This window comes from Corallococcus exiguus, assembly GCF_009909105.1.
GTDB lineage: Bacteria > Myxococcota > Myxococcia > Myxococcales > Myxococcaceae > Corallococcus > Corallococcus exiguus.
This window is the reverse complement of the sequence record NZ_JAAAPK010000022.1, coordinates 13,638-35,538: the sequence shown is the minus strand read 5'-3', so window position 1 is coordinate 35,538 and position 21,901 is coordinate 13,638. Positions and strand designations below refer to the sequence as shown.

Annotated in this window: 17 protein-coding genes; 11 read left to right on the top strand and 6 right to left on the bottom strand. The window is 67.1% G+C overall.

Features of this window, described 5'->3' with window-relative positions; all coding sequences use genetic code 11:
- From GTZ93_RS41710 to GTZ93_RS41680, 7 genes are all read left to right on the top strand, one after another.
- Positions 1 to 624 (top strand): phage major capsid protein (locus GTZ93_RS41710; RefSeq protein WP_161663367.1); only part of this gene is annotated, 624 nt, incomplete at its 5' end.
- 386 nt (positions 625 to 1,010) lie between these two features.
- Positions 1,011 to 2,339: an AHH domain-containing protein gene (locus tag GTZ93_RS41705; protein WP_139918424.1), complete on the top strand. Its 1,329-nt coding sequence runs from the start codon at positions 1,011 to 1,013 to the stop codon at positions 2,337 to 2,339.
- A gap of 3 nt (positions 2,340 to 2,342) precedes the next feature.
- Positions 2,343 to 2,915 (top strand): imm11 family protein, encoded by a 573-nt coding sequence (locus GTZ93_RS41700; RefSeq protein ID WP_139918426.1) that lies wholly within the window; start codon positions 2,343 to 2,345, stop codon positions 2,913 to 2,915.
- A 184-nt stretch (positions 2,916 to 3,099) separates the two neighbouring features.
- Complete coding sequence (locus GTZ93_RS41695; protein WP_139918428.1) at positions 3,100 to 3,969, top strand: DUF2381 family protein; 870 nt, start codon at positions 3,100 to 3,102, stop codon at positions 3,967 to 3,969.
- On the top strand, positions 3,966 to 5,768 hold the full coding sequence (locus GTZ93_RS41690) for a serine/threonine protein kinase (protein WP_139918430.1): 1,803 nt from the start codon (positions 3,966 to 3,968) through the stop codon (positions 5,766 to 5,768). Before GTZ93_RS41695 ends, GTZ93_RS41690 begins: the two co-directional genes overlap by 4 nt.
- 164 nt (positions 5,769 to 5,932) lie before the next feature.
- Positions 5,933 to 7,090 carry a serine/threonine protein kinase gene (locus GTZ93_RS41685; protein ID WP_139918432.1) on the top strand — a complete coding sequence of 386 codons (1,158 nt, stop codon included), beginning with the start codon at positions 5,933 to 5,935 and terminating at the stop codon, positions 7,088 to 7,090.
- A gap of 156 nt (positions 7,091 to 7,246) precedes the next feature.
- Positions 7,247 to 7,597, top strand: coding sequence for a response regulator (locus GTZ93_RS41680; protein WP_139918434.1), 351 nt, complete (start codon positions 7,247 to 7,249; stop codon positions 7,595 to 7,597).
- Positions 7,598 to 7,872: 275 nt separating this feature from the next.
- Here the strand turns inward: GTZ93_RS41680 and GTZ93_RS41675 are convergent, their stop codons facing one another.
- From GTZ93_RS41675 to GTZ93_RS41660, 4 genes are read right to left on the bottom strand one after another with little or no spacing between them, the layout of a single operon-like run.
- Positions 7,873 to 8,445: a hypothetical protein gene (locus tag GTZ93_RS41675; protein WP_139918436.1), complete on the bottom strand. Its 573-nt coding sequence runs from the start codon at positions 8,443 to 8,445 to the stop codon at positions 7,873 to 7,875.
- 2 nt (positions 8,446 to 8,447) lie between these two features.
- Positions 8,448 to 9,269 carry a hypothetical protein gene (locus tag GTZ93_RS41670; RefSeq protein ID WP_139918438.1) on the bottom strand — a complete coding sequence of 274 codons (822 nt, stop codon included), beginning with the start codon at positions 9,267 to 9,269 and terminating at the stop codon, positions 8,448 to 8,450.
- Positions 9,270 to 9,290: 21 nt separating this feature from the next.
- Positions 9,291 to 12,023: an AAA family ATPase gene (locus GTZ93_RS41665; RefSeq protein WP_139918440.1), complete on the bottom strand. Its 2,733-nt coding sequence runs from the start codon at positions 12,021 to 12,023 to the stop codon at positions 9,291 to 9,293.
- On the bottom strand, positions 12,020 to 13,150 hold the full coding sequence (locus GTZ93_RS41660) for a metallophosphoesterase family protein (RefSeq protein WP_139918441.1): 1,131 nt from the start codon (positions 13,148 to 13,150) through the stop codon (positions 12,020 to 12,022). Before GTZ93_RS41660 ends, GTZ93_RS41665 begins: the two co-directional genes overlap by 4 nt.
- A gap of 178 nt (positions 13,151 to 13,328) precedes the next feature.
- Here GTZ93_RS41660 and GTZ93_RS41655 point away from each other — a divergent pair, with 178 nt between their 5' ends.
- On the top strand, positions 13,329 to 13,634 hold the full coding sequence (locus GTZ93_RS41655) for a hypothetical protein (protein ID WP_139918442.1): 306 nt from the start codon (positions 13,329 to 13,331) through the stop codon (positions 13,632 to 13,634).
- A gap of 3 nt (positions 13,635 to 13,637) precedes the next feature.
- Here GTZ93_RS41655 and GTZ93_RS41650 read toward each other — a convergent pair whose 3' ends face one another.
- Together GTZ93_RS41650 and GTZ93_RS41645 are read right to left on the bottom strand one after the other, a co-directional pair.
- Positions 13,638 to 14,612 (bottom strand): NADP-dependent oxidoreductase, encoded by a 975-nt coding sequence (locus tag GTZ93_RS41650; RefSeq protein ID WP_139918443.1) that lies wholly within the window; start codon positions 14,610 to 14,612, stop codon positions 13,638 to 13,640.
- Positions 14,613 to 14,746: 134 nt separating this feature from the next.
- Positions 14,747 to 17,743, bottom strand: a complete 2,997-nt coding sequence (locus GTZ93_RS41645; RefSeq protein ID WP_139918444.1) for a DEAD/DEAH box helicase — start codon at positions 17,741 to 17,743, stop codon at positions 14,747 to 14,749.
- A gap of 322 nt (positions 17,744 to 18,065) precedes the next feature.
- Here GTZ93_RS41645 and GTZ93_RS41640 point away from each other — a divergent pair, with 322 nt between their 5' ends.
- The 3 genes from GTZ93_RS41640 (at position 18,066) to GTZ93_RS41630 (ending at position 21,900) form a co-directional block, all read left to right on the top strand.
- Positions 18,066 to 18,854 carry a hypothetical protein gene (locus GTZ93_RS41640; protein ID WP_257979168.1) on the top strand — a complete coding sequence of 263 codons (789 nt, stop codon included), beginning with the start codon at positions 18,066 to 18,068 and terminating at the stop codon, positions 18,852 to 18,854.
- A gap of 84 nt (positions 18,855 to 18,938) precedes the next feature.
- Positions 18,939 to 20,321, top strand: coding sequence for a di-heme oxidoreductase family protein (locus tag GTZ93_RS41635; RefSeq protein ID WP_139918446.1), 1,383 nt, complete (start codon positions 18,939 to 18,941; stop codon positions 20,319 to 20,321).
- A gap of 130 nt (positions 20,322 to 20,451) precedes the next feature.
- Positions 20,452 to 21,900 (top strand): UbiA family prenyltransferase, encoded by a 1,449-nt coding sequence (locus GTZ93_RS41630; RefSeq protein ID WP_121753459.1) that lies wholly within the window; start codon positions 20,452 to 20,454, stop codon positions 21,898 to 21,900.
- Position 21,901: the final 1 nt, after the last annotated feature.

Here is a 21,901-nt window from a genome sequence, read left to right as displayed (position 1 = left end):
CCGAAGTACGGAAAGATCGTGCTCAAGGCGCACAAGGGCATGGTGCTGACGGACATCAGCAACGACCTGCTGCGCACCCCGGGCGTGGGAGACGCGGGCGTCGGAGAGGACATCCGCGCCACCGTGGCCGATGGTCTCGACGACGCCGGTTTCAACGGTGACGGCACGGGCGCCGCGCCGAAGGGGCTCTTCGTGCAGCTCGACCCCGCGCACACGTTCGCGAGCACAGGCACGACCGCTGCCGCCTACCTCGCCGACATCGACAAGGCGGTAGAGCTGCCGCTGACCGCTCACGTTCGCATGGGGGCTGCGGCGTGGGTCATTCACCCGACGCGGGCAACCGCGCTGATGCAGCTCCAGGAGTCGGGCCTCTTCCTCTTCCGTGGGGAGATGCTCGACAAGGGGACGATTCGTGGCTTCCCGTTCGTGATGACCACGCGCGTACCCGTGTCGCGGATCACGTTCTCGTGCGACTGGCGTCAATTCCTCTACGGGATCGACGAGGATCTGATCCTCTCCGAGCACGACACCCGCGCCGAGCACGACGAGACGACCGTTCGCGCGATCGTGAAGGGCGACTTCAGGCTGCGCCAGCCGAAGGCGTTCAGCTCGATCACCTACTAACCCGACAGCGTGACACCGCGAAGGTCGCCGACGAGTGGGGAACCCCGGGCCTAACCGTCGCCTTCGAGCACTCCCTCCGGCCTGGCATGCACGTAAGGGCGGGCCGCGAGGGTAACTGTCGGGCGATCGCGGTCGGCGCGGGCCGCCCCCAGGCCCCGGACTGGATGAAGGGCCGTCCGAGCGGCTGGGAAACGAGCTGCTCGGCACGTACCTGCTGCCGACAAGGCATGTCGCTGCCTACAGCATGCCGCTTGTCAATGGGGCGTTCGTCTGGGGTGGAAATGTCTACCGATAGCCACGAATTCTAGCGGACTTTTGAGGTTGTCAGACCCGATTGGTATGTGGCGGATCGCTGCTGATGCTGGCGGCTGAACCTGGGGGGCCACATGAGAGCTTTCGCAATAGCCGTGCTGATGCTGCTGACGGCCGGATGCGCTACGACTCGGGTCGTCAACCTCAACACGGGATACGGCAAGACAATCAGCTACACGCCCCTTGAGTCCGACCCTGTCGAGATAGGGCGGGATGCCTTCAAGGAAGCGGTCACGCAGCTTGTGCTCGACATGAAATTAGATGTCGCGTTCAAGGAAGTTGAACGGGATGACCGTCGCTCCCTGCTCGCGTCGAGTGGCGGAGTCGTTGACGGTGCTCAGGGGCGAGCCGTCCCGTCGGCCTACGAGCGAATCTGCCAGCGGCAGGACGACCCCAACGGCTGCATGGGCATGTTAGCGGGTGGGCTCACGTTCGGGCCGATGGAACGCCGTATGATGGCGCTCTACTTCGCGCTCGATACGGTCTGGGAAGGCGTCGAGGATGCCATCCGAGACATGGTGAATGGGGCTGCTTTACGGGCCATGGTGACGACGATGATTGGGACGGCGCTTGTGATGCTCGTCGCGCCTGAGCCGATTACGAAGGTCATCGCAGTTGCGCTAACTGCATCGCTGATTGCCTATCTCGGTACAGGTCCGGTGTGGAATCTCGGGCGGGGGTTCCTGCGCCTCATGGACGAATCGAGGGACGCCGCGAACGTTTCGGAGCTGGAACGCGCGGGGCATCGCTTCGGAAAGATCCTTGGAGACAACGGCGCTCGCGTGCTGGTGATCGTCGCCCTGTCGGCGCTCGGCGGTAAGAACGCGATGGCTGCACAGGGGCCGAGAATGCCGGGCTTCGCTCAGGCGGCGGTCAGGGCAGAGGCAGAAGGGGGCTTCGTGCTTGCCGGCGCGCTGTCGGGAGGGGTGCAGTCGATCTCGATCTCGTCTGCTGGGGTCCTCAACATTGCGCTTGCTCCGACTGCTGTTGCCGCGGTCGCTATGGGCCCCGGTGCTGGCGTGGGGGCTCGCCCTGCCGTCGGCACTGGGGGAGGTATTCAGGGCGATCCCGATGGCGACGTTCATCACATTTGCACGGACAAGAACGAGGTTTCGACCGCTTCGGGAGGGCCGTGGACACCGCTGTTTGAAAGGGTGTTCAAGAGGGCCGACATGAAGCTCAATGATCCAACCAATCAGGTCCGGATTCGGGGGCACCGGGGGCCGCACCCTCGCGAGTACCATCAGGAGGTATTCAACCGAGTCAATCTGGCAACGCAGGACTGCAAGGGAGTCGCGCAGTGCAGGATTGCCCTAGTTGCGGAACTTGCCAAGATCGCGAGGGACCTCGTAAGTGAGGGGTCGGATCTGCGGAAGCTCATTGCAGGGGCGGCTCGGGAGTAAATCATGGAACGTCGCTTTTTCAGCTTGACGATTGATGTTTATGTAAAAGGACGATGGTATCTAGGCGACCCTACAGATACTCAGGGAAAGGAGATCGACGATATTTGGCAGTTTAGGCGAGGGCGGCCTATCGAGCTTCGCGAGAAGCTGTGTGTTCCAGTGTATCGCTCCGGTGCGCCTTTGGATGTTGATTTTGCCGGGGTGGGGCTCACGCCCATTGTCGGTGCGCGGGCTGCGTCAGTGTTTCGTGAGATGGCCTCCGACGACGTGCAGCTCTTTCCCGTTGAGGTGGTAGGCGAAGCCAAGCCGTTTCATCTGCTCAATGTGCAGCGCGAGATACGCTGTGTTGATGATGCTGCCTGTAGGTCGGTGCAGTATTTTACCGATGACGATGTGATGCCCGAGAAGGCAGGTCAGTATCGATCTGTCATGGGGCTTCGGATCGATAAATCAAAGGTTGGAAGTGCCCGGGTGTTCAGGCTTTGGGGGTATAGTATTCCCATCATCGTCGACGAAGAGATCAAGGATGCCCTGGAGACAAGCGGCACCTTGGGGGTGAAGTTCGAAGAGGTCTGAACGGCCCGCCGCAGTCGCTGGACTCGCCCCGACGCGGCTCACGGTTGCGTCGGAGCGAGATGCTCGTTGGTGGGGCGTTCCTCCGGGCCGAGCGCCGCGCTGCTCCTGCCGGTGGCCGTGGTAAATGGTCCCACTGCGCGGGCCCTCGCGATGGTAGCCTTCCCCCTCGGGAGGTCATGCACCATTGCTCCAACCGTTCAGATTGGCTCTAGCGTTCGCGCTCGTCTCGGGAGTTGCTGCGGGGGCTGAGCCGGCACCGGGGGCGCGCGTCAGGCGGGAACGTCCCGTCACCGTCGCCAGCACGCCCGCCGAACCACTGCCCGTCGTCCATGTCGCGGGGGGCGCCCGGACGCTGTTCCTGTTCTCTGCGCCGATCCAGCGGAAGACCCTCACATTCGACGAGTCGCGGATCCGTGTCCTGGATGCGGGCGAGCGCTCAATCATCGTTCAGCCTGTGGCCAATCTCACCGAAGGCGAGCGTCAGGAGATCGGGGTCTTCTTCGCTGACGGCCGAGCGCCCACCCGGGCCGCCTTCGTGCTCATGACAGACCCGAGCGACGTTGACGCACTGATTGACGTGCAGCGCCCGGAGCCTCCGAACACGGCCTGTAAGACGGACGCTCAATTGCCAGTGCCGAAGCCGGAAGACTTCGTGTTGCTTGGTTTCGTAGACGGGCAAGGCGTCACAACCTCTAGCATCAAAGGCAAGAAGGACTTTGCTCAGGGCTTCGCGTCGGTCAATCCAACTTCCTATCGGGGCAAGGGTTGGATTCTGGTAGACGTGTGGATCTGGAACGAATCCGATCGGCCAGCCTGGACACCACGAGAGGCGACGTTTACGAGGCGTGTCGGCATGCCTTTGCGCGCGCGGATCGTGACAGACAGGAAGGGCGCGATTCCTCCTGGGGAGTCTGGACGCGTGCTCGCGGTCGCTGAAATTCAAGAGTCCGACGCGAGCCTTGTTTTCACCCTGGACTTGCGAGGGGACGGGGGCCGCAACTTGACGATTCCTGACGTGCGCTTTCCGAAGCCCGGGGCGGGGGGCCCCCCATGACGCCGATTGAGACGCCACCCAGCACGCTCATTGACGGATGGCAGGTTTCCAAGGAACTCGGCAACGGTGGCTTTGCCCGCGTCTTCCTCGGAGAGAAGAACAGCAAGCGCGGTGCGATCAAGGTGGCGCGTCACCGGGAAGTGAGCGGCGATTTCAAGCAGACCCATGCCCGGACCTTGCGCGAGCTGACGGCGCTTCTCATGCTGGAGCACCCGAACATCGTCCGCCCACAAGGGCATGGCTACACGACGACCGGCAACGTGTACCTTGCGCTTGACTACGTGGACGGCTGGACGCTTGCGGAGTGGGCAGAGCGGAAACACCCCACAATCCGAGAGATTCTGAGCGTCTTTGAGAAGCTCACGGCCGCACTGTCTTACATGCACAGTCGGGGCGTGCTGCATCGGGATTTGAAGCTGCTCAATGTCCTGATCCGCAAGAGCGATGGCGAGCCCGTTATCATCGATTTTAGCTGCGCGACCTACTCGCTCGCCGAAGACCTGACAGAGGGCGGTTTGCCTCCGGGAACCGAACGCTACCGCGCGCCAGAACAGTTCCAATTCCTGCGCGAGCACAAGGACGAGCACCGGGCCCGATATGCCTTCCAGGTGGCCGACGAGATTTTCGCCGTCGGCGTCATGTTGCATGAGCTGCTGACCGATCCGCGACCGACAGAGTTCCGACCGCGCTTCGCCTTGAACAGCCAGCAATTCGAGCCGCCGCCGCCCCGACTCGCGAACGCTCGTGTTCCCGAAGTGCTGAGCGATCTCGTTGAAAGCCTCCTGGATCGGAACCCTTCACGGCGCCCGGTCGACACGGAAGCACTCCGGCGCGAGTTCGCGGATCTCCGGGCCGACCCTATCGTCGACTACGACGTGCCAGCGCATCCGCCATCGGAACAGCATCCGTCCGAGCCCGACACGCGGGGGCCACTCGGAGCGCCGCTCCCTATCGGCCCCGACCCCCTCAAGTTGCACGTCGCCCTGCTGAAGCGCCCGCACAGGCCGGCAAGGTGGCTCGTGGCCATTGCGGGTGTCGTCGCGCTCGTCGTGGCTGCGGCCCTCTGGGGCCCATCAGCCGAGAGTCCCGCCCCGCCTCCCGAGCCCCGCGTCGCTGCAAGCCCGCGCTCTCCCAAGGCTCCCCATTCCACGCCGCCCATGGCAGCCCCTCCTGCTATGTCACCTCCTGGCCCGTCGCCCGTGACAGCCCCTGGGCCGGCAATCGCTGCTGTTCCGAAGGAAGGATCCGCTTTGAAGAACCCCGCCCCCGAAGTCCTGAGCCAAGGACGCCCACCCCGCATGCCGAAGAAGTCCGTTGCTGCCGCTGAGTGCGCATCGCTATCGCTCGTCGCGGCGCTGGCGGCGGGTTGTCCGGGTGCCCAGATCCGGCCCGAGTCCTTCACCTGCCCGGCTGGGGCGGAAGAGGCTATGCGGGAGAATCTCCACTGGACGGGCGGCGACCGATTCGCGCTCCTCCTCGACGACCGCTATGGGCGCGAAGACGTTTGGTTCACGGCTGGCGCGGAGGTGGTGGGGATCGTCCCGAAGGGCGTACGTGGGCGGCAGATGGAAGTCGCCCCTGTCGGAACACGCTTCTACGGGAAGGCTTACTACCTCTCCGACAAGATGGGGCGTGCGGATGGGCCGGCACTCGTCGTCCGGTATGACCGCGTGAAGCTCCCGGGACAGGACGAGCAACCTGTTTGCTTCGTGGTTGAGGCGACGGCCGAAGCGTTCAAGGACGGCAAGGTGAAGGCGTTCAACTTGGACGGCGGAGGCGTCGTGGACCGCTGGCCCTGAGCGCCTCGTGGGTGACGTACTGGGTAGGTGCTCGATTTTGGCCGCCCCCCCGCAGAACGCCATAGGACCTACCAGGGCAGTTTCCACGGAGCCCATCCCACGGGTAATATGCTCCTCGCAACGCGTTGGCTTCGGTGCCCGCGCGAGCAAGTGGAGGCACGAGCATGCCGGCAATCGAGTTCAAGGTTCCCCGAGGAGCGATTCTCTTCACGACAGGCGGCTTTCGGTACGAGTTCCGCGAAGACCTGGGCGAAGCGCACCACGGGCTGAGCCTCTTCGTCGCGCGGCGCCGGACGCTGGAGGGGAACCACCCCCGGGGGAAGGTGCTGCTCAAGGCGGTTGGCCCCCAGACGGGCCAGGAGGGGGCGCGCATCATTCGGGCAAGGGCAAGGCTCGAAGAGCAGGTGCGTCTTGCGACCTTCCTCGACCATCCGGGGATCCTTCGCGTCCACGGGATGCACAAGGCGGAAGGGTGCTGGTACGTCATCACCGATCATCCGTCAGGGCACAGTGTGAGCGACATGCTGACGCTCGCTGCTGAGTGCGGGCGCCGGTTCTCGCCCCTGTTCGCGCTGTACGTGGGTGCCAAGGTGGCTGCGGCTCTTGAGCACGCCCACGAGGCCAAGGACGGCGAGGGGAAGCCCCTCAACATCGTTCACCGGGCCGTCGACGTGGGGACCATCTTCGTTGACTGGAAGGGTGGAGTGCAGGTTGCCGACTTCGGACTCGCCCTGTCGGACTTGCCTGGGCGCGTTTCATCCACGGTGCGCCGTCCGCTGGGGGATGCGTTCTACTCTTCCCCCGAAATGCTTCTGACCGGGCGTGTTGATGCACGTTCGGACCTCTTCGCGCTCGGCGTCGTCATGCTCGAAATCGCGACGGGGCGGAACCTTCTCGACGCTCCGGACGACCTGACCGAAGAGGTGAAGGGCTCGCTGTCGGTCAGGCAGCGTGTGCGCGTCCGGCGTGCCATCCGACGGGCCCGCCTCGCGAACAGTCACCCCATGGTTGAAGACGTTATTTGGCGCGCGGCGACCTACTCGCAGGCGGACCTGGACGCGTTGACGGAGAACCTCCCGCAGGGGCTGCGGGTGACGTTGGGCCGGCTTCTTCAACCGAAGCCCGCTGACCGCTACCAGTCGGCGCGCGAGTTGGCGGCGGACCTGCGTCACTGGCTGGGGGACGGTGAGGTCTTCGGGCAGGAGGACGCGGAAGCCGAGCTGCTCAAGCTCATGAAGCTGGCCGGCGAGGCGCTGACCGAGCTGGGCATTCGGCGTCCCCAAGGCTTTGAGGCATCCCAGGACGAGATCAGCACGAATTAGGACGGCGCCCAGGTGCCGGTCCCCGCAGCCCCTTGGGGGCCGGCCGGCTCGACGGGTCGCCCCCTTACGTGTTGGGCATTTCCAACGGCCACCCTGGTATTTCGCCCGGCTCGCATACGAACGAGCTGTTACGGTCGCAGCGTGCCAGAGACCTCGATGCCTTCAAACATCCTGCTCGTAGAGGACGACCCGGACATCCGGGAGAGTGTTGCCGAGATCCTTACGATCGAAGGGTTCTCAGTGGCCGTGGCGGGCAACGGCCAAGAGGGGCTGGATATTCTGTCGCGAATCGGGCCCCCGTGCCTCGTTCTCCTGGACTTGATGATGCCGGTGATGAGCGGCCTGGAGTTCTTGAGCCGGGTTAAGGCGGATCCACTGCTCCGTGACTGCACGGTGGTGCTCATGACCGCGAGCCATGTACAGCTCCCACCCGGAGCGGCAGAGTTCATTCGTAAGCCCTTCGATTTTTCGGAGCTAGTTGCGCTCGCGAATCGCCACTGTTCCTGAGTACGAGGGCCCGCCGTCGGATCAGCCCCCCTGCCGGTACAGGGCGCGAGCGTTCCGGCTGGCGAACCCGCTCCGGTGAAGCGCTCCCGGTGGGCTCATTTGCTATGTCGCACGTATGTCGCAGGAGCCTGCGGAACGGTCTGGAACAGGGCGGGACACGAGGGCACGAGTCGGGATATCGAACCTGAGTTGATCCGGGCGGTTAGCTGGTAAGGGCGCGATTCTGTTGGGAGTTTCGCACCGCCCGGCGCGGGTTCGATCCCCGGCTCGTGCATTCACCTGGATTGTGGGGATGCCCATTCGCGCAGTCGCGAGATGAGATGGTGCTCGAGGGCACTCTCATCCGTGATGTCTGTCAGGGGCCAGGACTTGAGCTTCAGCTCGTCCGCGAGGGGGAGGTGCCTGGGATGCTCCGCCCGTCCGCCTCGCCATTCGTTCGGACCCGGAGAAGGCTGGACCAGCAGGTCTTCCAGCCACTCTCCGTCGCGGTATTGCCGGGTGAGCGCTTGCGGTGTGGCTTCCCCGGAGGCTTCGGCGTAGGCGAGCACCAGCAGGGCGTGGGTCGCGCTTCGGGGGCGCAAATGAACCTCCACGGCGACGAAGGCTTTCAATCCCTTTCCGTCGGGCTGCCTTGGCACGTAGACGCGGCCCACGGCCCGTTGGCTCCAGGCCTCCACCGCGTAGAGGTTCCGGGCCCGGTGGAGCTCGACTTCATTTCCGTTGGCGGGCACGAGCCCGGCTCGCTCGAAGGCGGCATCACAGGCCAGGAGGAGAATCTGCACCTGCTGGTAGATGTCGTTGATGAAGCATGACGCCTCGTAGATCTTCTCTCCCAGATTCTCTTCCACGTTCAGGCTCCTCGCTGCGGTGGGCTGTGCCAGAAGGTCTTGTCCGTCGGCAGGCTTGGGGCTGTCATTCCGGCAAGGAAGGTCCGCTTCCTGGTGGAGCGGAAGAATTGTTCCTGCGTGGGACGGCGCCACCGGGGCGCGGTGTCCGTCCAGCCCGTGAAGGTGGCGAGCTTCCGGCGCTTGAGCACCTGCCGGAGCTCCGCGAGCAAGCGTGGCAGGCCATGGGCCCGGTTGTCTTTGGGCAGCCGCGGCGTCAGCTCCCGCCAGGGCAACCAATGGAGGTCGATGGCGGAGTGCTCGCGACGCGCCTTCAAGCTGGCTTCCAGGTCGTCTCGCGGCATCGTGGCGTGCGCCGTCAGGTAGAGCAGACTGCGACGGTGGACCTCCTCGGGCCTGTACGGGCTGGAAGGCAGGGCATCCGCCGCGAGCGCGTCCATGTAATAGGCGAGCTGGTCGCTGCTCCCCGCAGCGTCCTTCTCACCGTCTCCAGTGTCATCCTCAGGCCTGTTGCTCTTGTCCCATTCGTATTTGCATTCAACGCCAATGACATGCAGTCCCCGCGGTCCGCGCAGCAGGACCAGCACATCCAGTTCCCGGGTGCGGACACGTGGCCAGAAATGGATGTCGGCTGAATGGACGGGTCCGGTCACCAGGCGGCTGGCGCCATCGACGGCGGGACGTGACTCTCCAAGCCAGGTGACGAGCAGGTCCGGGGACTCCATGCAGCGCAGGAGTCCAAAGACATTGGATGTGAGGACGTCCTCCTTCCGGTCCTTGGCGTTCGTCCCGTCTCCCAGCTTTCCGTGTAGCTCCGCGGCGAGCATGTCGACTCCCAGGTTGTCTGTTCAGGATGCCTGTGCAAGGGCCTTCAAATCAAAAGACTTCATGTTCTGAAGGGTCCGGTAGCGCTCCGGGAAGGCGGTCAGGATGAGGACCTGCAATTTCTCTCCCGCGGATTCAATCAGCTCCAGTGCCCGACGGTGCCGGCCCGCGTCCGTGTTGACCAGGGCATCATCCAGCACGACGAGCTGCGGCTCTGGCCTGGGGCCCTGTGTGGACAGCAGGTCGCCAATGGCCAGCCGGAGCGCGAACAGGGTCTGCTCCTGGGTGCCCCATGAGAAGGATTCGAGGGGCTTCGACCCGGTATCGGTCCGCATCTGCGCTTCCCCGAAATCGGCGTCCAGTTGGATTCGCCCGGGTGCGTCCTCACCCCGGATGAACTTCAGCCGGTGATGGACCGCTTCCTCGATGGGGCTCACGAAGGAGTGGCTCACCTGCTCTTGCCAGGCGGTCGTCAGTGCCCGCAGCGCCTTGGCGGCCTCGGCTCGCTGGTGTGCCCGGTTGTACCGTTGCTGCTCCTGCTCCAGTTCCTCCTCGGCTACGCAGAGTTGCGTGTAGAGGTCCTCGTTCACCGCCTGTTCGATCATCGTCTCCGCGCGGGTGATCCGCGTCTGGGTGGCCTGCTCTTCGTCCTGGATGCGCCCGAGGGCCTGCTGGAGCTTGCCCCGCTGGGTCGTCGCGCGCTGTTCGGGGACGGGCAGCGCGGCCTCCAGCTTCCGGACCTTGGCCTCATGGCGCTGGACCTCGGCTTCCGCGCGTTCGACCTGGGTGTCGAACTCGTCGAGCGACCAGCCCATCCCTTCCAACTGGGATTGCAGGGTCTGCCGAAGGGTCCTCGCGCTCTGGCCCGCGCGCTCCTGTTCAAGGGTGAGGGTCCGGTGCTGCTGGTCCGTCAGCCGGAACCGCGAGTCCGTCTCGTCCCGCATCTTCTCCCGGAGCTTCACCTCGCGCCGAGCCTGCTTCAGCGCTTCGGAGAGCGCTTCGATGTCTGCTGCCTGCTGGGGCGCGAGCGCCTCGACGGCGATGCCGAGCTGCGTCGCCAGGCTCCCCAGCTCTCCCGCCAACGTTCGCTGTCGCTCCCTCAATGCGTCGATGTCCGTGACACCCACCGTATCCAGGAAGGACTGGAGCGCTTCCTGATGGTGGAGGTGGACCTGGGCCGCAGCCCGCTGCTCCTCCCAGGCCTTTCGCAGGCCAGCAAGGTCCTTGGCGCCGTGCTCGTGCAGGCGGCGCGCGAACTCCTTGCGGCACTTGTCGACATCCGCTTGAAGCTTGCCCAGCTCGTCCGCGCCCGTGCGGACGTTCAAGGTTCCCACGCCCTTGATGCGCAGCTCTCCCGAGGTCACACCGGAGAAGCGCTTCTGCTCGGCCTTGGCGAGCTTGTGTTCGCGGGCCGTCCCGTGCTCCTCCCACTCGATGACCCGGGGGCTCTCCGCCGTGAAGCAGACTTCAATGGCCTGGGCGTCCAGCTTGCTCTGGGCCAGCAGCAGCTTCTTCTCCAGCTCCTCCGCGCGCTTCACGCTGGCTTCGGACAGCGTGCTTCCCGCGGTCTTCTTGAGACTGCCCTGAAGCGCGGCCTCCAGGCGCAGTCCCTGCTTGAGGTGTCCCTCCGCCTGGCTGTGCCCTTCGCGGACCTCCAGGGCCTTCTCCAGCAGGCGTCCTCGCTCCAACCGCTGCTCGGCTTTGTCCGCGGCGGCCTGCGCTCCCCGAAGGTGCTCCCGGGCCGCTTGCGATGCGGCTTCCGCGGCCTTGAGCGCGTCCTGCGCCTGTTGGACGGCCGGCTGCTTCTGGGCCACGAGCGCTTCCTGCTTCACCGCCTTGCCCTGCATCTCCTGCAGGGCGCGCTGCTTCTGGTCCAGGTCCTGCCACCGCTGTCGGTGGCGCTCGACATCCTTGCGGCACAGGGAGAGGGCCTGCTCCTGCCGCTCCTCTTCCTGGATGCGTTCCTGGAGTTCGGTGAGCTGCTTCGCGTAGCCGTCCTTCTCCTCCAAGAGCCGCGTCTGTTGCAGGCGGTTTTCGGTGATGTCGTCCGCGTTGCGGCTGGTCTCCTCCTTGCGCTGCATCAGCCTGGTGACGGTCGCCTTCAGGTTCCTGATCTTCTCCTCGTGCTGGATGAGCTCGCTGCCCGCGACAGGCCTCTGGGTCTTCGGCGTGAAGAACTGGCCGTAGGTGGTCTCCACCGCCTTGATCAGGGCTTGCTCCTCGGTGCTCAGGGCCGCGACGCCCATGGTCTCCAGGAGCCGTGCCTTCAGGGAGCCATCCAGGCCCGGCAGTTCGTGTCGCTCCGGAACCTGGTTCAGCCACAGGAGGCGTGCCACGCCCCAATGCCCGACCTTCGTGGCGCCGCTTCCCGGCCCGGTGGCGGTGAGGAAGCCTCGCACGCGGTCGTCCGCGTCTTGCGAGTCGGCGAGGTGCTCGAAACGGGTCCCGGTCCACTCGCTGAGCTGGCTGGAGGCGTTGCCCAGGAAGGACTTCTCCAACCGATAGCGCTTCCCTCCGGTTTCGAGCTCCAGCGTGACGCGAGGGGACAGCTCGGTCGACCAGGGCTGGAGTTGAATGATGGCCCGGTCCTTGGACGAGTAGCGATCGAAAAGCGCCCGGGCGATGGCCAGGATGAGACTGGACTTGCCGGTCTCGTTGGGGGCGTGGATGACATGGACGCCCAGCCCGAGGCCGGACAGCTCGATGGGATTGCGGAAGCAGCGGACGTTCTGGATGCGAAGGCGCCGGATGATCATTTCCAGACCTCCATGACGAGCTCGGACAGCAGCTGCCGGGCCGCGGGGTGAATGCCTTCGGGTGTGACGGACACCCCAGGCACGGGCGCCTTCGAGTTCAGGCGCTCCAGCAGGTCGGTGAGAAGGGCGCTGGACGGGGCCAGCTCCGCCAGCCGTCCCTCCGCCGCGGCGCGAGGGATGTCCTGCCGGTCGAGCTCGATGTGGAGGAGTCCCTGTCCCTGGAGTTCGTCCATGAGCGCTCTCAGTGCGGTCGTGTCCTCTTCCGAGGACGTTCCCCGGGTGCGCAGGCGCAACAGCGTCTTCTCCGGGCTTGTCCACTCCGCCGCGGCGGTTCGTACCCGTGCGAGTTCCAGCCCGCCTCCCAGGCTCAAATCCAGCTCCAGCGTCTTCCAGGTGAGCGTGCCCGTGGGGATGGGCGTCAACTGGGGCATCGCTTCGTGCGAGGCAATCTCCACCAGGAGGGCTTGTCCGGCGCCGTCCTCGCCGAATTTGGTGGCCTCGTGTGCCCCCGAATAGGCCGCGCGCTTCTGGTGGATGTACTGGCCATGCCAATGGCCCAGCGCCAGGTAGTCCAGGTTGCTGCGCGTCACGGCGTCCAGGGCGATGGGGAAGTCGTCCGCGGAGTGCTTGCCTTCAATGCGAAGCGAGCCGTGCGCCACGCCAATCCGGATGTCTTTGCCCTCGACACGCGGTCCCCAATCCGCGGTCGGGTCCTTCAGCCCCTTCTTCTGCCGCAGCGGTGCGGGGATGAGGAGGGCGCCGGTGCCGGGGACGGAGACCCCCTTGCCCGAATCCAGCATGTGAACATGGGCGGGACGCCCCTTCCACGACTGACGGAGGTAGACGGAGTCCGGGCTCAGCGGGTCGTGGTTGCCAGGGAGGACATAGACCGGTGCCCGGGAGGCCTTGAGGACCTTCAGCACCTCATGGACCTGAATCTCTCCGACGGTGTTGTCCTCGAAGATGTCGCCCGCGAGCACGACCGCGTCCACGCTTCGGGTGTTGGCCGTCTGGATGAGCTGGCGCGCGGCGTCCAATCGCGCGTTGCGAATCGCGTCCGCGGCGCCCGCGACGTGTTTCGCTCGCAAGCCCATCTGCCAATCAGCGGTGTGCAGCAGCCGGATCATGGGGAACACCTTCCGACCGTGCCGGTTCTTCTCGCGGTGCCTGACGCGCCGCCCTTTCAAGTGGGCACGGACGCGACAACCCTACAGAGCGCCAGAAGCGCTCTGTATTCCCCATAGGAGGTACGTCACTGGCATTGACAAACCTGCGCCAGGTGCACTTCCTGCTATCCTTGCCGCCATGACGGGACCGCAAGCGAAGACCTGTGCGACGTGCGGACGCGTCATCGTCGCGCACGCGGTGTACTACCGCTTCAGTCTGGTGTTGGAAGGGGAGCAGGACCTGCTCGACCCTTCGGATGACCTGGAGGGGAGTCCCGCGGAGGCGCTCGCGGAGATGGTCCGCCGCCTGGATGAAGGCTCCGCGGACCCCGGTGAACTGGAGGCGCAGGTGCACTGGGAGCGCACCGGGGTCGTCTGCTCGGAATGCCGCGCCGTGGCAATGCGGATGCTCAACACCGCCACGGGCGACTCTGGACCGCATTGAGCGTCACTGGATGCGCATCGCGTACTTGCCCAGGTGGTGCTTGAGCACCTCCTGCTGGGCCTTCGCGGCTTCCTCCAATGCGTAGAGACGGCCAATCTCCAGATGGAACGGCCCCGCCTCAATCAATTCATTGAGCCGCTTCATCACCTGGGGGTTGGGGATGCCGTCGTAGGCCTTGGTTTCGACGCCCTCCGGCCCCTTGGGCGCTGGCTCCACGCCGTTCGGGAAGGCGATGCGGCCTCCCTTGCGGATGTTGCGGAGCAGGGGCTCGGCGGCGTCTCCCCGGGCCAGCACCAGCGCCGCGTCGAAGCCGTCTGGCGCGAAGTCGCGGCAGACCTTCTCCAGGTCTTCCTGATGCCCCTCCGCGACCGCGTCCGCTCCCAGCCTCCGTGCCAGCTCCACGCCGTCCTGCCCGGACGCGACCGCCAGCACCTTCGCTCCCAGCCTCTTCGCGAGCTGCAGTGCGATATGTCCAATGCCTCCGCTGGCGCCGAAGATGAGCAGCTTCTGCCCTGACTTGAGCTGGAGGTGCTCCTCCAGGCCCAGGAGCCCCGTGAGTCCGTCCGCGGCGAGCACCGCCGCTTGCTCCACCTTCAACCCCTTGGGCACCTTCGCCGCCTGGTTTTCCTTCACGGCGACGTACTCCGCGTAGAAGCCTCCCTTGTTGCTCATGAACGCGGAGCCGTAGACTTGGTCGCCGACCTTGAAGTTCTTCACGTTCTTGCCCACCGCTGCGATTTCTCCCGCGCCGTCGGCTCCGGGCACGTAGGGGAATTTCGGGCCGCCTGGAATCATTTCGGCCATCTGTCCCTCGCGCTCCATCCAATCCCAGGCACCAATTCCCGCCGCCGCGACGCGCACGAGCACTTCATCGTCGCCACAGGTGGGAACGGAGATGGTCTTGATGCCCAGGACCTCCGGGCCGCCGAAGCGGTCGAGCGCCGCGGCCCTCATCTTGTCGGGAATGGATGCTGGCATGCTGTGACTCCCTCTCGGTGAATGCTTGTCCTCCGAGACGATGCGCATGCTTCGCGTGACGTTCAGCGTCACTGGCCCCACGCAGGCACGGCGGGGGAGCGGACTGCCGCTTTCCACCCCGCCGCGGAATGCCCTCAGTTCAAAAGCTGCATGAGGTCCGCTCGCGTGATCGCGGCGCCTCCCGTGGCGCCTCCGAGCGCGGCCTCGAAGAGGGCTCGCTTCTTGTCCTGCAGGAGGAGGATCTTCTCCTCCACCGTCCCCTGGGACACCATCCGGTACACCATCACCGGGCGCTGCTGCCCGATGCGGTGCGCCCGGTCCGCGGCCTGCGCTTCCACCGACGGGTTCCACCAGGGGTCCACCAGGAAGACGTGGTCCGCCGCCGTCAGGTTGAGCCCCGTTGCTCCCGCCTTCAACGAGATGAGCATCACGGGCGCTCCCTTCTCGTCCTGGAAGGAGGACGCCACCGCGCCCCGGTTCGCCGTGCTTCCGTCCAGGCGGATGAACCCGATGTCCGCCTCCTTCAGCGCGGGCTCGATGAGGTCCAACATCGACGTCCACTGAGAGAAGACCAGCGCCTTGTGCCCGTCCGCCACCGCCGTGCCGAGCGCCTCCACCAACGCCTGCACCTTCGAGGACGTCCTCGCCTGCTGCCCCGGCACCAGCGCCGGATGACAGGCCGCCTGCCTCAACCGCAGCAGCGCCTCCAGTGCCTTCAACACGCTGCCGCCCTCTTCGAGCTGCGACACCACCTCCTCGCGCGTCGCGGCGTGGACCGCGTCGTAGACGGCGCGCTCCTGCTCGGTGAGGGTGACGTGCCGCACGGCCTCCGTGCGCGGTGGCAACTCAGGCGCCACGTCGCGCTTGAGCCTGCGCAACACGAAGGGGCGGATGCGCGCGCGCAGGGCCTCCGCGGCGCCCTTTTGATTCTCAGACACCGGCCGGGACCAGCGCTCCTCGAAGGCCTTGCGCCCGCCCAGCAGGCCCCGGTTGGTGAAGTGCATCAGGCTCCACAACTCCTCGAGCCGGTTCTCGATGGGCGTGCCGCTGAGCGCGATGCGGAAGCCCGCGTCCAGTTCGTACGCCGCTCGCGCCACCTGGCTGTCTGGATTCTTGATGGCCTGCGCCTCGTCCAGCACCACCGTGTCCCAGGTCTTCGCCGCCAGGATGGCCGCGTCCAGACGCAACAGCGCGTACGTGGTGAGCGTCACGTCCGCGGACTCGTCCAGCGTGCGCCCCACGCCGTGATAGACAGACACCTTCAGCGACGGGCGGAAGCGCTTCACCTCCGCCTCCCAGTTGGGCAGCACGCTCGTGGGCGCCACCACCAGCGTTCCCCGGCCCAACGTGCAGATGGTCTGCAGCGTCTTGCCCAGACCCATGTCGTCCGCCAGCACGCCTCCCAGACCCGCCTGTCTCAGGAAGGTGAGCCAGCTCACGCCCTGCAACTGGTACGGGCGCAGCGTCGCGGTGAGGTCCTTGGGCAGCTGGGGCTCGGGGAGTTTCTCAAAGCCTTGCACCAGGGGCGCGAGCCGCTCCGTGACGGGCGGAGCGGGGTGCTCCAATGCCTCGCACAGGCCGGTGAGCTGGGGGATGGCGTGGTTCGCGAGTCGGCCGTCTCTCTCTCTCGCGGACAGCAGGTCCGTCACTCGCTGGCCGTGGGCCTTCAGCCAGCCCGTGGGCAGGGGCGCCCAGCCTCCGCCCTCCAGCGGCACCAGCCCCAGGCCTTCCTCCCAGGCCCGCATCACCGCGCCCGCGTCCACGGTGCGCTTCTCTCCGGGGCCCAGGCCCTCCACATGGAAGTCGAGCGAGAAGCCCACTCGCGGCACGCCCGCGTCGGTGGCGGACGTGTCCAACGTGAGCATCGGCCTGAGCTTCACATCCGGGCTGACCACTCCCGCGGCGTTCCCGGTGAGGCCTCCGCGCCACTTGCGCAGCTTGTCCGCGAGCTGCACGGCCTCCTTGCCGTGGACCGTCACGCGCCGGCCCGGCGCCATGTTCAGCTCGTCCCTCAGCTGGTGGATGAGCTTCGTCTCCGTGGGCTCGTCGCGCACCGGCGCGGCGCCCTGGAGGTACACCAGCTTCCCGTTGTCGATGCGCGCGGTGGGCGGCGAGCCGTACACCAGCGTGGGCAGCACCGAGAGCCCCGTGTCGAGCTTGTCCAACTCCAGCGAGATGCGCGGCTTGAGCGTCCGGTCGATGGGCGGCAGCCGCCGGCTCTTCACGTCCACCGGCATGCGCCTGGCGAAGTCCGGCAGCACCTTGCTCGTCAGGTCCGCCAACTGCTCCGGGGCGAAGACGCGCTCCTGGGGCAGGTTCTCCAGCCGCGCGCCGGTGAGTGACAACTCTCCCAACCGGCAGAGCGCGCCCGCGCACAGCGCGACGCCGGGGCTCACCAGTTCGTTGATGCGCGGATCCTTCTCCACCTTGAGCACGGTCTGCTCGCCCCGGTCCTCGACGGTGACTCGCGGGAGGAGCGGCTCGTTGGAGACGGAGACGAGCGCGCCGTCGAAGAGGACGGTGCGCGCCTTCTCCAGCACGTGCAGCAGAGCATCCAGCTTGCTCTGCGGCAGCGCGCCCCGGGTCGCCTGCGCGAGCAGCTTGTCCGCGAGCAGGTCGCACGGATCCACGTGGATGCGCGCGGCCTCCACGGGGTTCTGGAGCACGGACGCGAGGCTCCGGGCCAGCAGCCTCGCGGTGTTGTCCGGCCGGACCACCAGCCGCTCCAGCTGGAGGCCTCCGTCCGCGCGCTTGAAGCGGTACACCAGCCGTTCTGTCTTCGGCGCGGCGCCGGGACGCGTTGCCGTGGCGGCAGGGCCCGGGCGGGCAGCAGAGGCCGCCGCCGTGGCCTTCCTTCCTTCCGCCTGCCGCAGGACGATGGCCGCGGCGATGACGTGCTCGCAGGGGTCCACCTTCCCCCGGCAGTCGCACTCCCAGATTTCATCCTCGGGGTAGAGGGTCGTGGTGAGCGGGGTGGGGCGGCCGGGGATGCGGATCCGCAGGACGACCTCTTCCTCGTCCACGGACTGCACCGACACGACCCCCGCACGCGACAGGGCCTGTCCGGCGGACCACGTGGTCGGGCCTGACTCCTCCCGGATGGCTTCGAGCAGTTCCGCGAGCGCCGACATAGGAGGGGCGATTCCCTAGCCCCGCGCCGGGCCTGGCGCAAGCCACCGGGCGCGTGGCTGTGACACTGAGGGACACACGCTGCCGTGCTCCTGTAACTGGCGGCGCTACAGCGGCCACGACACCCGTGTCATCCGCAGCGAGGCCTTCCGAGGAAAGCGCAAAAATCTTGGGGTGTGGCGTGGCAGGTGCAAGGCGTCCTGTTCGGAACGCGCGTCGGTGCTTCCTTGGCTTCCGCCTGCTGGACCCTCAGCGTCTCCGTCCGTTGTGAGTGAAGCAGACAGTGTCCCCCACACAGTCGAGGTCCCACACATGCACCTGAAAATGACGAGTCGCCTCCTGGCGGCTGCGTTCCTGAGCCTGGTGGTTGGTTGCCAGGGTGAGCCGACGCAGTCCCCGGAAGGTTCGCAGTCCGCGGAGCTGTCCGCCAAGGCGGATTGCGTGCAGCGGTTCGATGGCATCACCACCTGCGCCAAGGGCAACGCGTCCCTGGCGGCCTCCGAGAAGGGCGTGCAGGTCAACGGGCTGAAGAGCCTCAAGACGGACGGCGTCTCCAGCACGTTCAACGACGCCATCACCTGGTCGCAGGACGCGCAGATTCGCGTTGGCAGCGCCTCGGGCGGCCTCGCCCTGGCCGCGCGGGATGGTGACCAGGTGGTCAGCACCCTGCGCATCACCCCCGGGAAGGACCGCCAGGTGTCCGTGGAGCCGGGCTTCACCGGTTCGTCCTCCGGCGCGTTCCGGATGAACGTCTACAACAATGGCCGCCTCGTTGGGTCGAGCCCCCAGCCGCAGGCCATGATCATCACCTTCTACAGCTGGTGGGCCTTCCTCGACTGGTACTACTGGCACTGGGGCTTCTTCTCCTACCGCACCACCGCCACGGGCGGGAATGTGGGCATGGACGGCGCCTGCGGCTGGCGCCTGAACGTGGCCAACACGACCTTCAGCGTCAAGCTCGCTGACGGGAAGGAAGTCGTCGGCGACACGGTGGAGTTCATCGAGGAGATTGGCGACGGTGCCTACCCGTACCGCCACTTCTCCGGCATCGACGTGAACGCCAGCGCCACGGACTTCCTCGTGACGGGCGAGTCCTTCGGCCAGGAGAAGTAAGCTGTTCCTCCACCGGGTGGGGGCGCCTCGTTCCCGCCCGGTGGTGTCTGTCTGTCTGTGTCTTCCCATCGAGGAGTCGTGACGATGCGCGTGCCCTGGTCTCTCGCTGGCATCTCCGCCGGAGCGCTGCTCATCGGCGCCGCGTGGGCCACCGTCGTCCGCCGCCCCGAACCCCTGGTGCTGGGCGCGCTTCCCCCCGTCGTCCTGCCGCACGTGGAGCAGGCAGGCGGTGCCACCACGGTGACGGACACCGGCCGCAATGCCTTCGGGCGCGCGCCCATGAACATGCCGCGCTCGCGCTGGCCGGACTTCTACGCGGGCAAGGGCGTCTTCGACCGCGACTGGAGCGACTCGCGCCTGCGTGCCGCCGTGGCGGGGCCCTTCTTCAGCGCCACCGGCTGCATGACCTGCCACGTGAAGGACGGCCGGGGCCAGCCGCCCTCGAGCCCCACGGAGGCGCCCGTCTCGCTGGCGTTCCAGCTGAGCGCGCCCGACGGCGCCGGTCCCCACCCGCTGTACGGCATGCAGCTGGACGCGCACGCCGTGGAGGGCCAGGTCCCCGAGGGCCACGTCCGCGTCGACTTCGAGGAGACGCGCGGCACCTTCGCCACCGGTGAGCCGTACTCGCTGGTGCGCCCGCGCTACCAGTTCCAGGGGCTGGTGCACGGCCCCCTGGGCGACGGCGCCCTGTTCTCCGCCCGCGTGTCGCCCGTGAACTTCGGCCTGGGCCTGCTGGAGGCGCTGCCCGAGGCCGACATCGTGGCCCGCGCCGACCCCGAGGACCGCGACCAGGACGGCATCTCCGGCCGGGTCAACCGGGTGCTCGACGTGGAGACGGGCGAGACGCGCCTGGGCCGCTTCGGGTGGAAGGCCAATCAGCCCACGCTGCGCCAGCAGGTGGCGCATGCGCTCGTCGCGGACATGGGCGTCACCACGACGCTCTACCGCCAGGAGCAGGGCCGGGCTGCCCCGGGTGAACCGGAGGTGTCCCAGGACGACATGGACCTGCTGATGATCTACATGCGCCTCGTCGCCGTGCCCAAGAGGCGCGACTGGGAGGCGCCGGAGGTCCAGCGGGGCCATGCCGTCTTCCGCGCCATCGGCTGCGCGGCGTGCCACGTGGACACGCCCCAGGAGACGGGGACGGTGGAGGGCTTCGACGAGGTCTCCCGCCAGGTCATCTACCCCTACACGGACCTGTTGCTGCACGACCTGGGCGAGGGCCTGGCGGACGGACGTCCGGATGGGCTGGCCACGGGCAGCGAGTGGCGCACGCCGCCCCTGTGGGGCATCGGGTTGGTGGAGGCCGTCAACCGGCACACCCGCTTCCTGCATGACGGCCGGGCCCGCTCCCTGGAGGAGGCCGTCCTCTGGCATGGAGGGGAGGCGGCCCCCGCGCAGGCTCGCTACGTCCGGCTGCCCCGCGAGGACCGGGCCGCGCTGCTCGCCTTCCTGAAGTCGCTCTGAGGCACGGACGGGACGTCCTCCCGTCTGGGTCGCGGCCAGGAGGACCACCGCCTGGAGGGGCTTCGGCCTGGGTGGGCGCACGGAACATTGGGACGCCAGGGGCCCTTGGAGTACCCTGCGCGCCCCCTTCATGCAGCCTCAGACTCCCATTCTCGATGATGCCCCCGACGTCCCGCTCGCGGTCGACCTGGACGGGACGCTGGTGCGCACGGACACGCTGCACGAGAACCTGCTCGTGCTGCTCAAGAACGCGCCGTGGCTGCTGCTGCTGGTGCCGTTGTGGGTGCTCCGGGGCAAGGCCTTCTTCAAGGCGGAGGTGGCTCGCCGCGCGCGGCTGGACGTCACCTCGCTGCCGTACAACGCGGAGGTGGTGGCCTTCCTTCGCGAGGAGCACGCCCGGGGGCGGCGGCTGGTGCTGGCCACGGCCGCGGACCGGAGCATCGCCGACGCGGTGGCCGCCCACCTGGGCCTCTTCCACACGGTGGTCGCCAGTGAAGCCGGGGTGAACCTGTCCGGCGCGCGGAAGCTGGAGCGGCTGCGCGAATTGCTGGGCCCCTTCGACTACGCGGGCAACGACGCGGTGGACCTGCACCTGTGGCGTGAGTGCCGGCGGATCATCGTGGTGCATGCGCCAGCGGGCGTGTTGCGCCAGGCCCAGGGGCTGGGCCGTCCCGTGCACCGCGTCTTCGAGGCCCCGCCGGGCGGGGTGCGCCCCTGGGTGAAGGCGCTGCGGGTGCATCAGTGGGCGAAGAACGCGCTCGTCTTCGTGCCGCTGCTGGCGGCGCACAAGGCCACCCAGGGCGGCATGGCCCCGCGCGCGGTGCTGGCGTTCCTCGCCTTCAGCCTCTGCGCCTCCAGCGTGTACATCATCAACGACCTGCTGGACCTGGCGTCCGACCGGCGGCACCCGTCCAAGTCGCGGCGGCCCTTCGCGTCCGGGGCCCTGCCGGTGCGCGCGGGCGTCGTGCTGGCGCCGCTGCTGCTGGTGGGCGCCGCGGCGCTGGCGCTGGCGACGCTGCCCCTGTCGTTCTCCGCGCTGCTGGCCGCGTACTTCGTGCTCACGCTCGCGTATTCGCTGCGGCTCAAGCAGGTGGTGATGCTGGACGTGCTGGTGCTGGCGGGCCTCTACACGGTGCGCATCTTCGGCGGCGCGCTGGCGGTGGGCGTGCCCACGTCGAGCTGGCTGCTCATGTTCAGCACCTTCCTCTTCCTGTCGCTGGCCCTGCTCAAGCGGCTGAGCGAGGTGCGGCGGCTGCGCCAGTCCAACGAGACGTCCGCCCACGGGCGCGGCTACCTGGCGCAGGACTACGAGCAACTCGCGAGCCTGGGCGCGGCGGCGGGCCAGGTGTCGGTGATGGTGCTGGCCCTCTACATCACCAGCAAGGAAGTCACGGCGCTGTATGCCCACCCGGAGCGGCTGTGGATGCTGTGCCCGGTGATGCTGTACTGGGTGGGGCGCATCTGGTTGCTGGCGCACCGGGGGCTCGTGAACGAGGACCCGCTCGTCTTCGCGCTGCGGGACCGCGTCAGCTATGTCGTCGGCGTGGCCGCCGCGCTGGTGCTGTGGGTGGCGACGTGAC

Bases quoted from the DNA above. Each gene is read 5' to 3' on its own strand.
- GTZ93_RS41705 (WP_139918424.1), top strand. From the start codon at position 1,011: ATGAGAGCTTTCGCAATAGCCGTGCTGATGCTGCTGACGGCCGGATGC.
- GTZ93_RS41700 (WP_139918426.1), top strand. From the start codon at position 2,343: ATGGAACGTCGCTTTTTCAGCTTGACGATTGATGTTTATGTAAAAGGA.
- GTZ93_RS41690 (WP_139918430.1), top strand. From the start codon at position 3,966: ATGACGCCGATTGAGACGCCACCCAGCACGCTCATTGACGGATGGCAG.
- GTZ93_RS41685 (WP_139918432.1), top strand. From the start codon at position 5,933: ATGCCGGCAATCGAGTTCAAGGTTCCCCGAGGAGCGATTCTCTTCACG.
- GTZ93_RS41680 (WP_139918434.1), top strand. From the start codon at position 7,247: ATGCCTTCAAACATCCTGCTCGTAGAGGACGACCCGGACATCCGGGAG.
- GTZ93_RS41670 (WP_139918438.1), bottom strand. From the start codon at position 9,269: ATGCTCGCCGCGGAGCTACACGGAAAGCTGGGAGACGGGACGAACGCC.
- GTZ93_RS41665 (WP_139918440.1), bottom strand. From the start codon at position 12,023: ATGATCATCCGGCGCCTTCGCATCCAGAACGTCCGCTGCTTCCGCAAT.
- GTZ93_RS41660 (WP_139918441.1), bottom strand. From the start codon at position 13,150: ATGATCCGGCTGCTGCACACCGCTGATTGGCAGATGGGCTTGCGAGCG.
- GTZ93_RS41655 (WP_139918442.1), top strand. From the start codon at position 13,329: ATGACGGGACCGCAAGCGAAGACCTGTGCGACGTGCGGACGCGTCATC.
- GTZ93_RS41650 (WP_139918443.1), bottom strand. From the start codon at position 14,612: ATGCCAGCATCCATTCCCGACAAGATGAGGGCCGCGGCGCTCGACCGC.
- GTZ93_RS41645 (WP_139918444.1), bottom strand. From the start codon at position 17,743: ATGTCGGCGCTCGCGGAACTGCTCGAAGCCATCCGGGAGGAGTCAGGC.
- GTZ93_RS41640 (WP_257979168.1), top strand. From the start codon at position 18,066: ATGACGAGTCGCCTCCTGGCGGCTGCGTTCCTGAGCCTGGTGGTTGGT.
- GTZ93_RS41635 (WP_139918446.1), top strand. From the start codon at position 18,939: ATGCGCGTGCCCTGGTCTCTCGCTGGCATCTCCGCCGGAGCGCTGCTC.
- GTZ93_RS41630 (WP_121753459.1), top strand. From the start codon at position 20,452: ATGCAGCCTCAGACTCCCATTCTCGATGATGCCCCCGACGTCCCGCTC.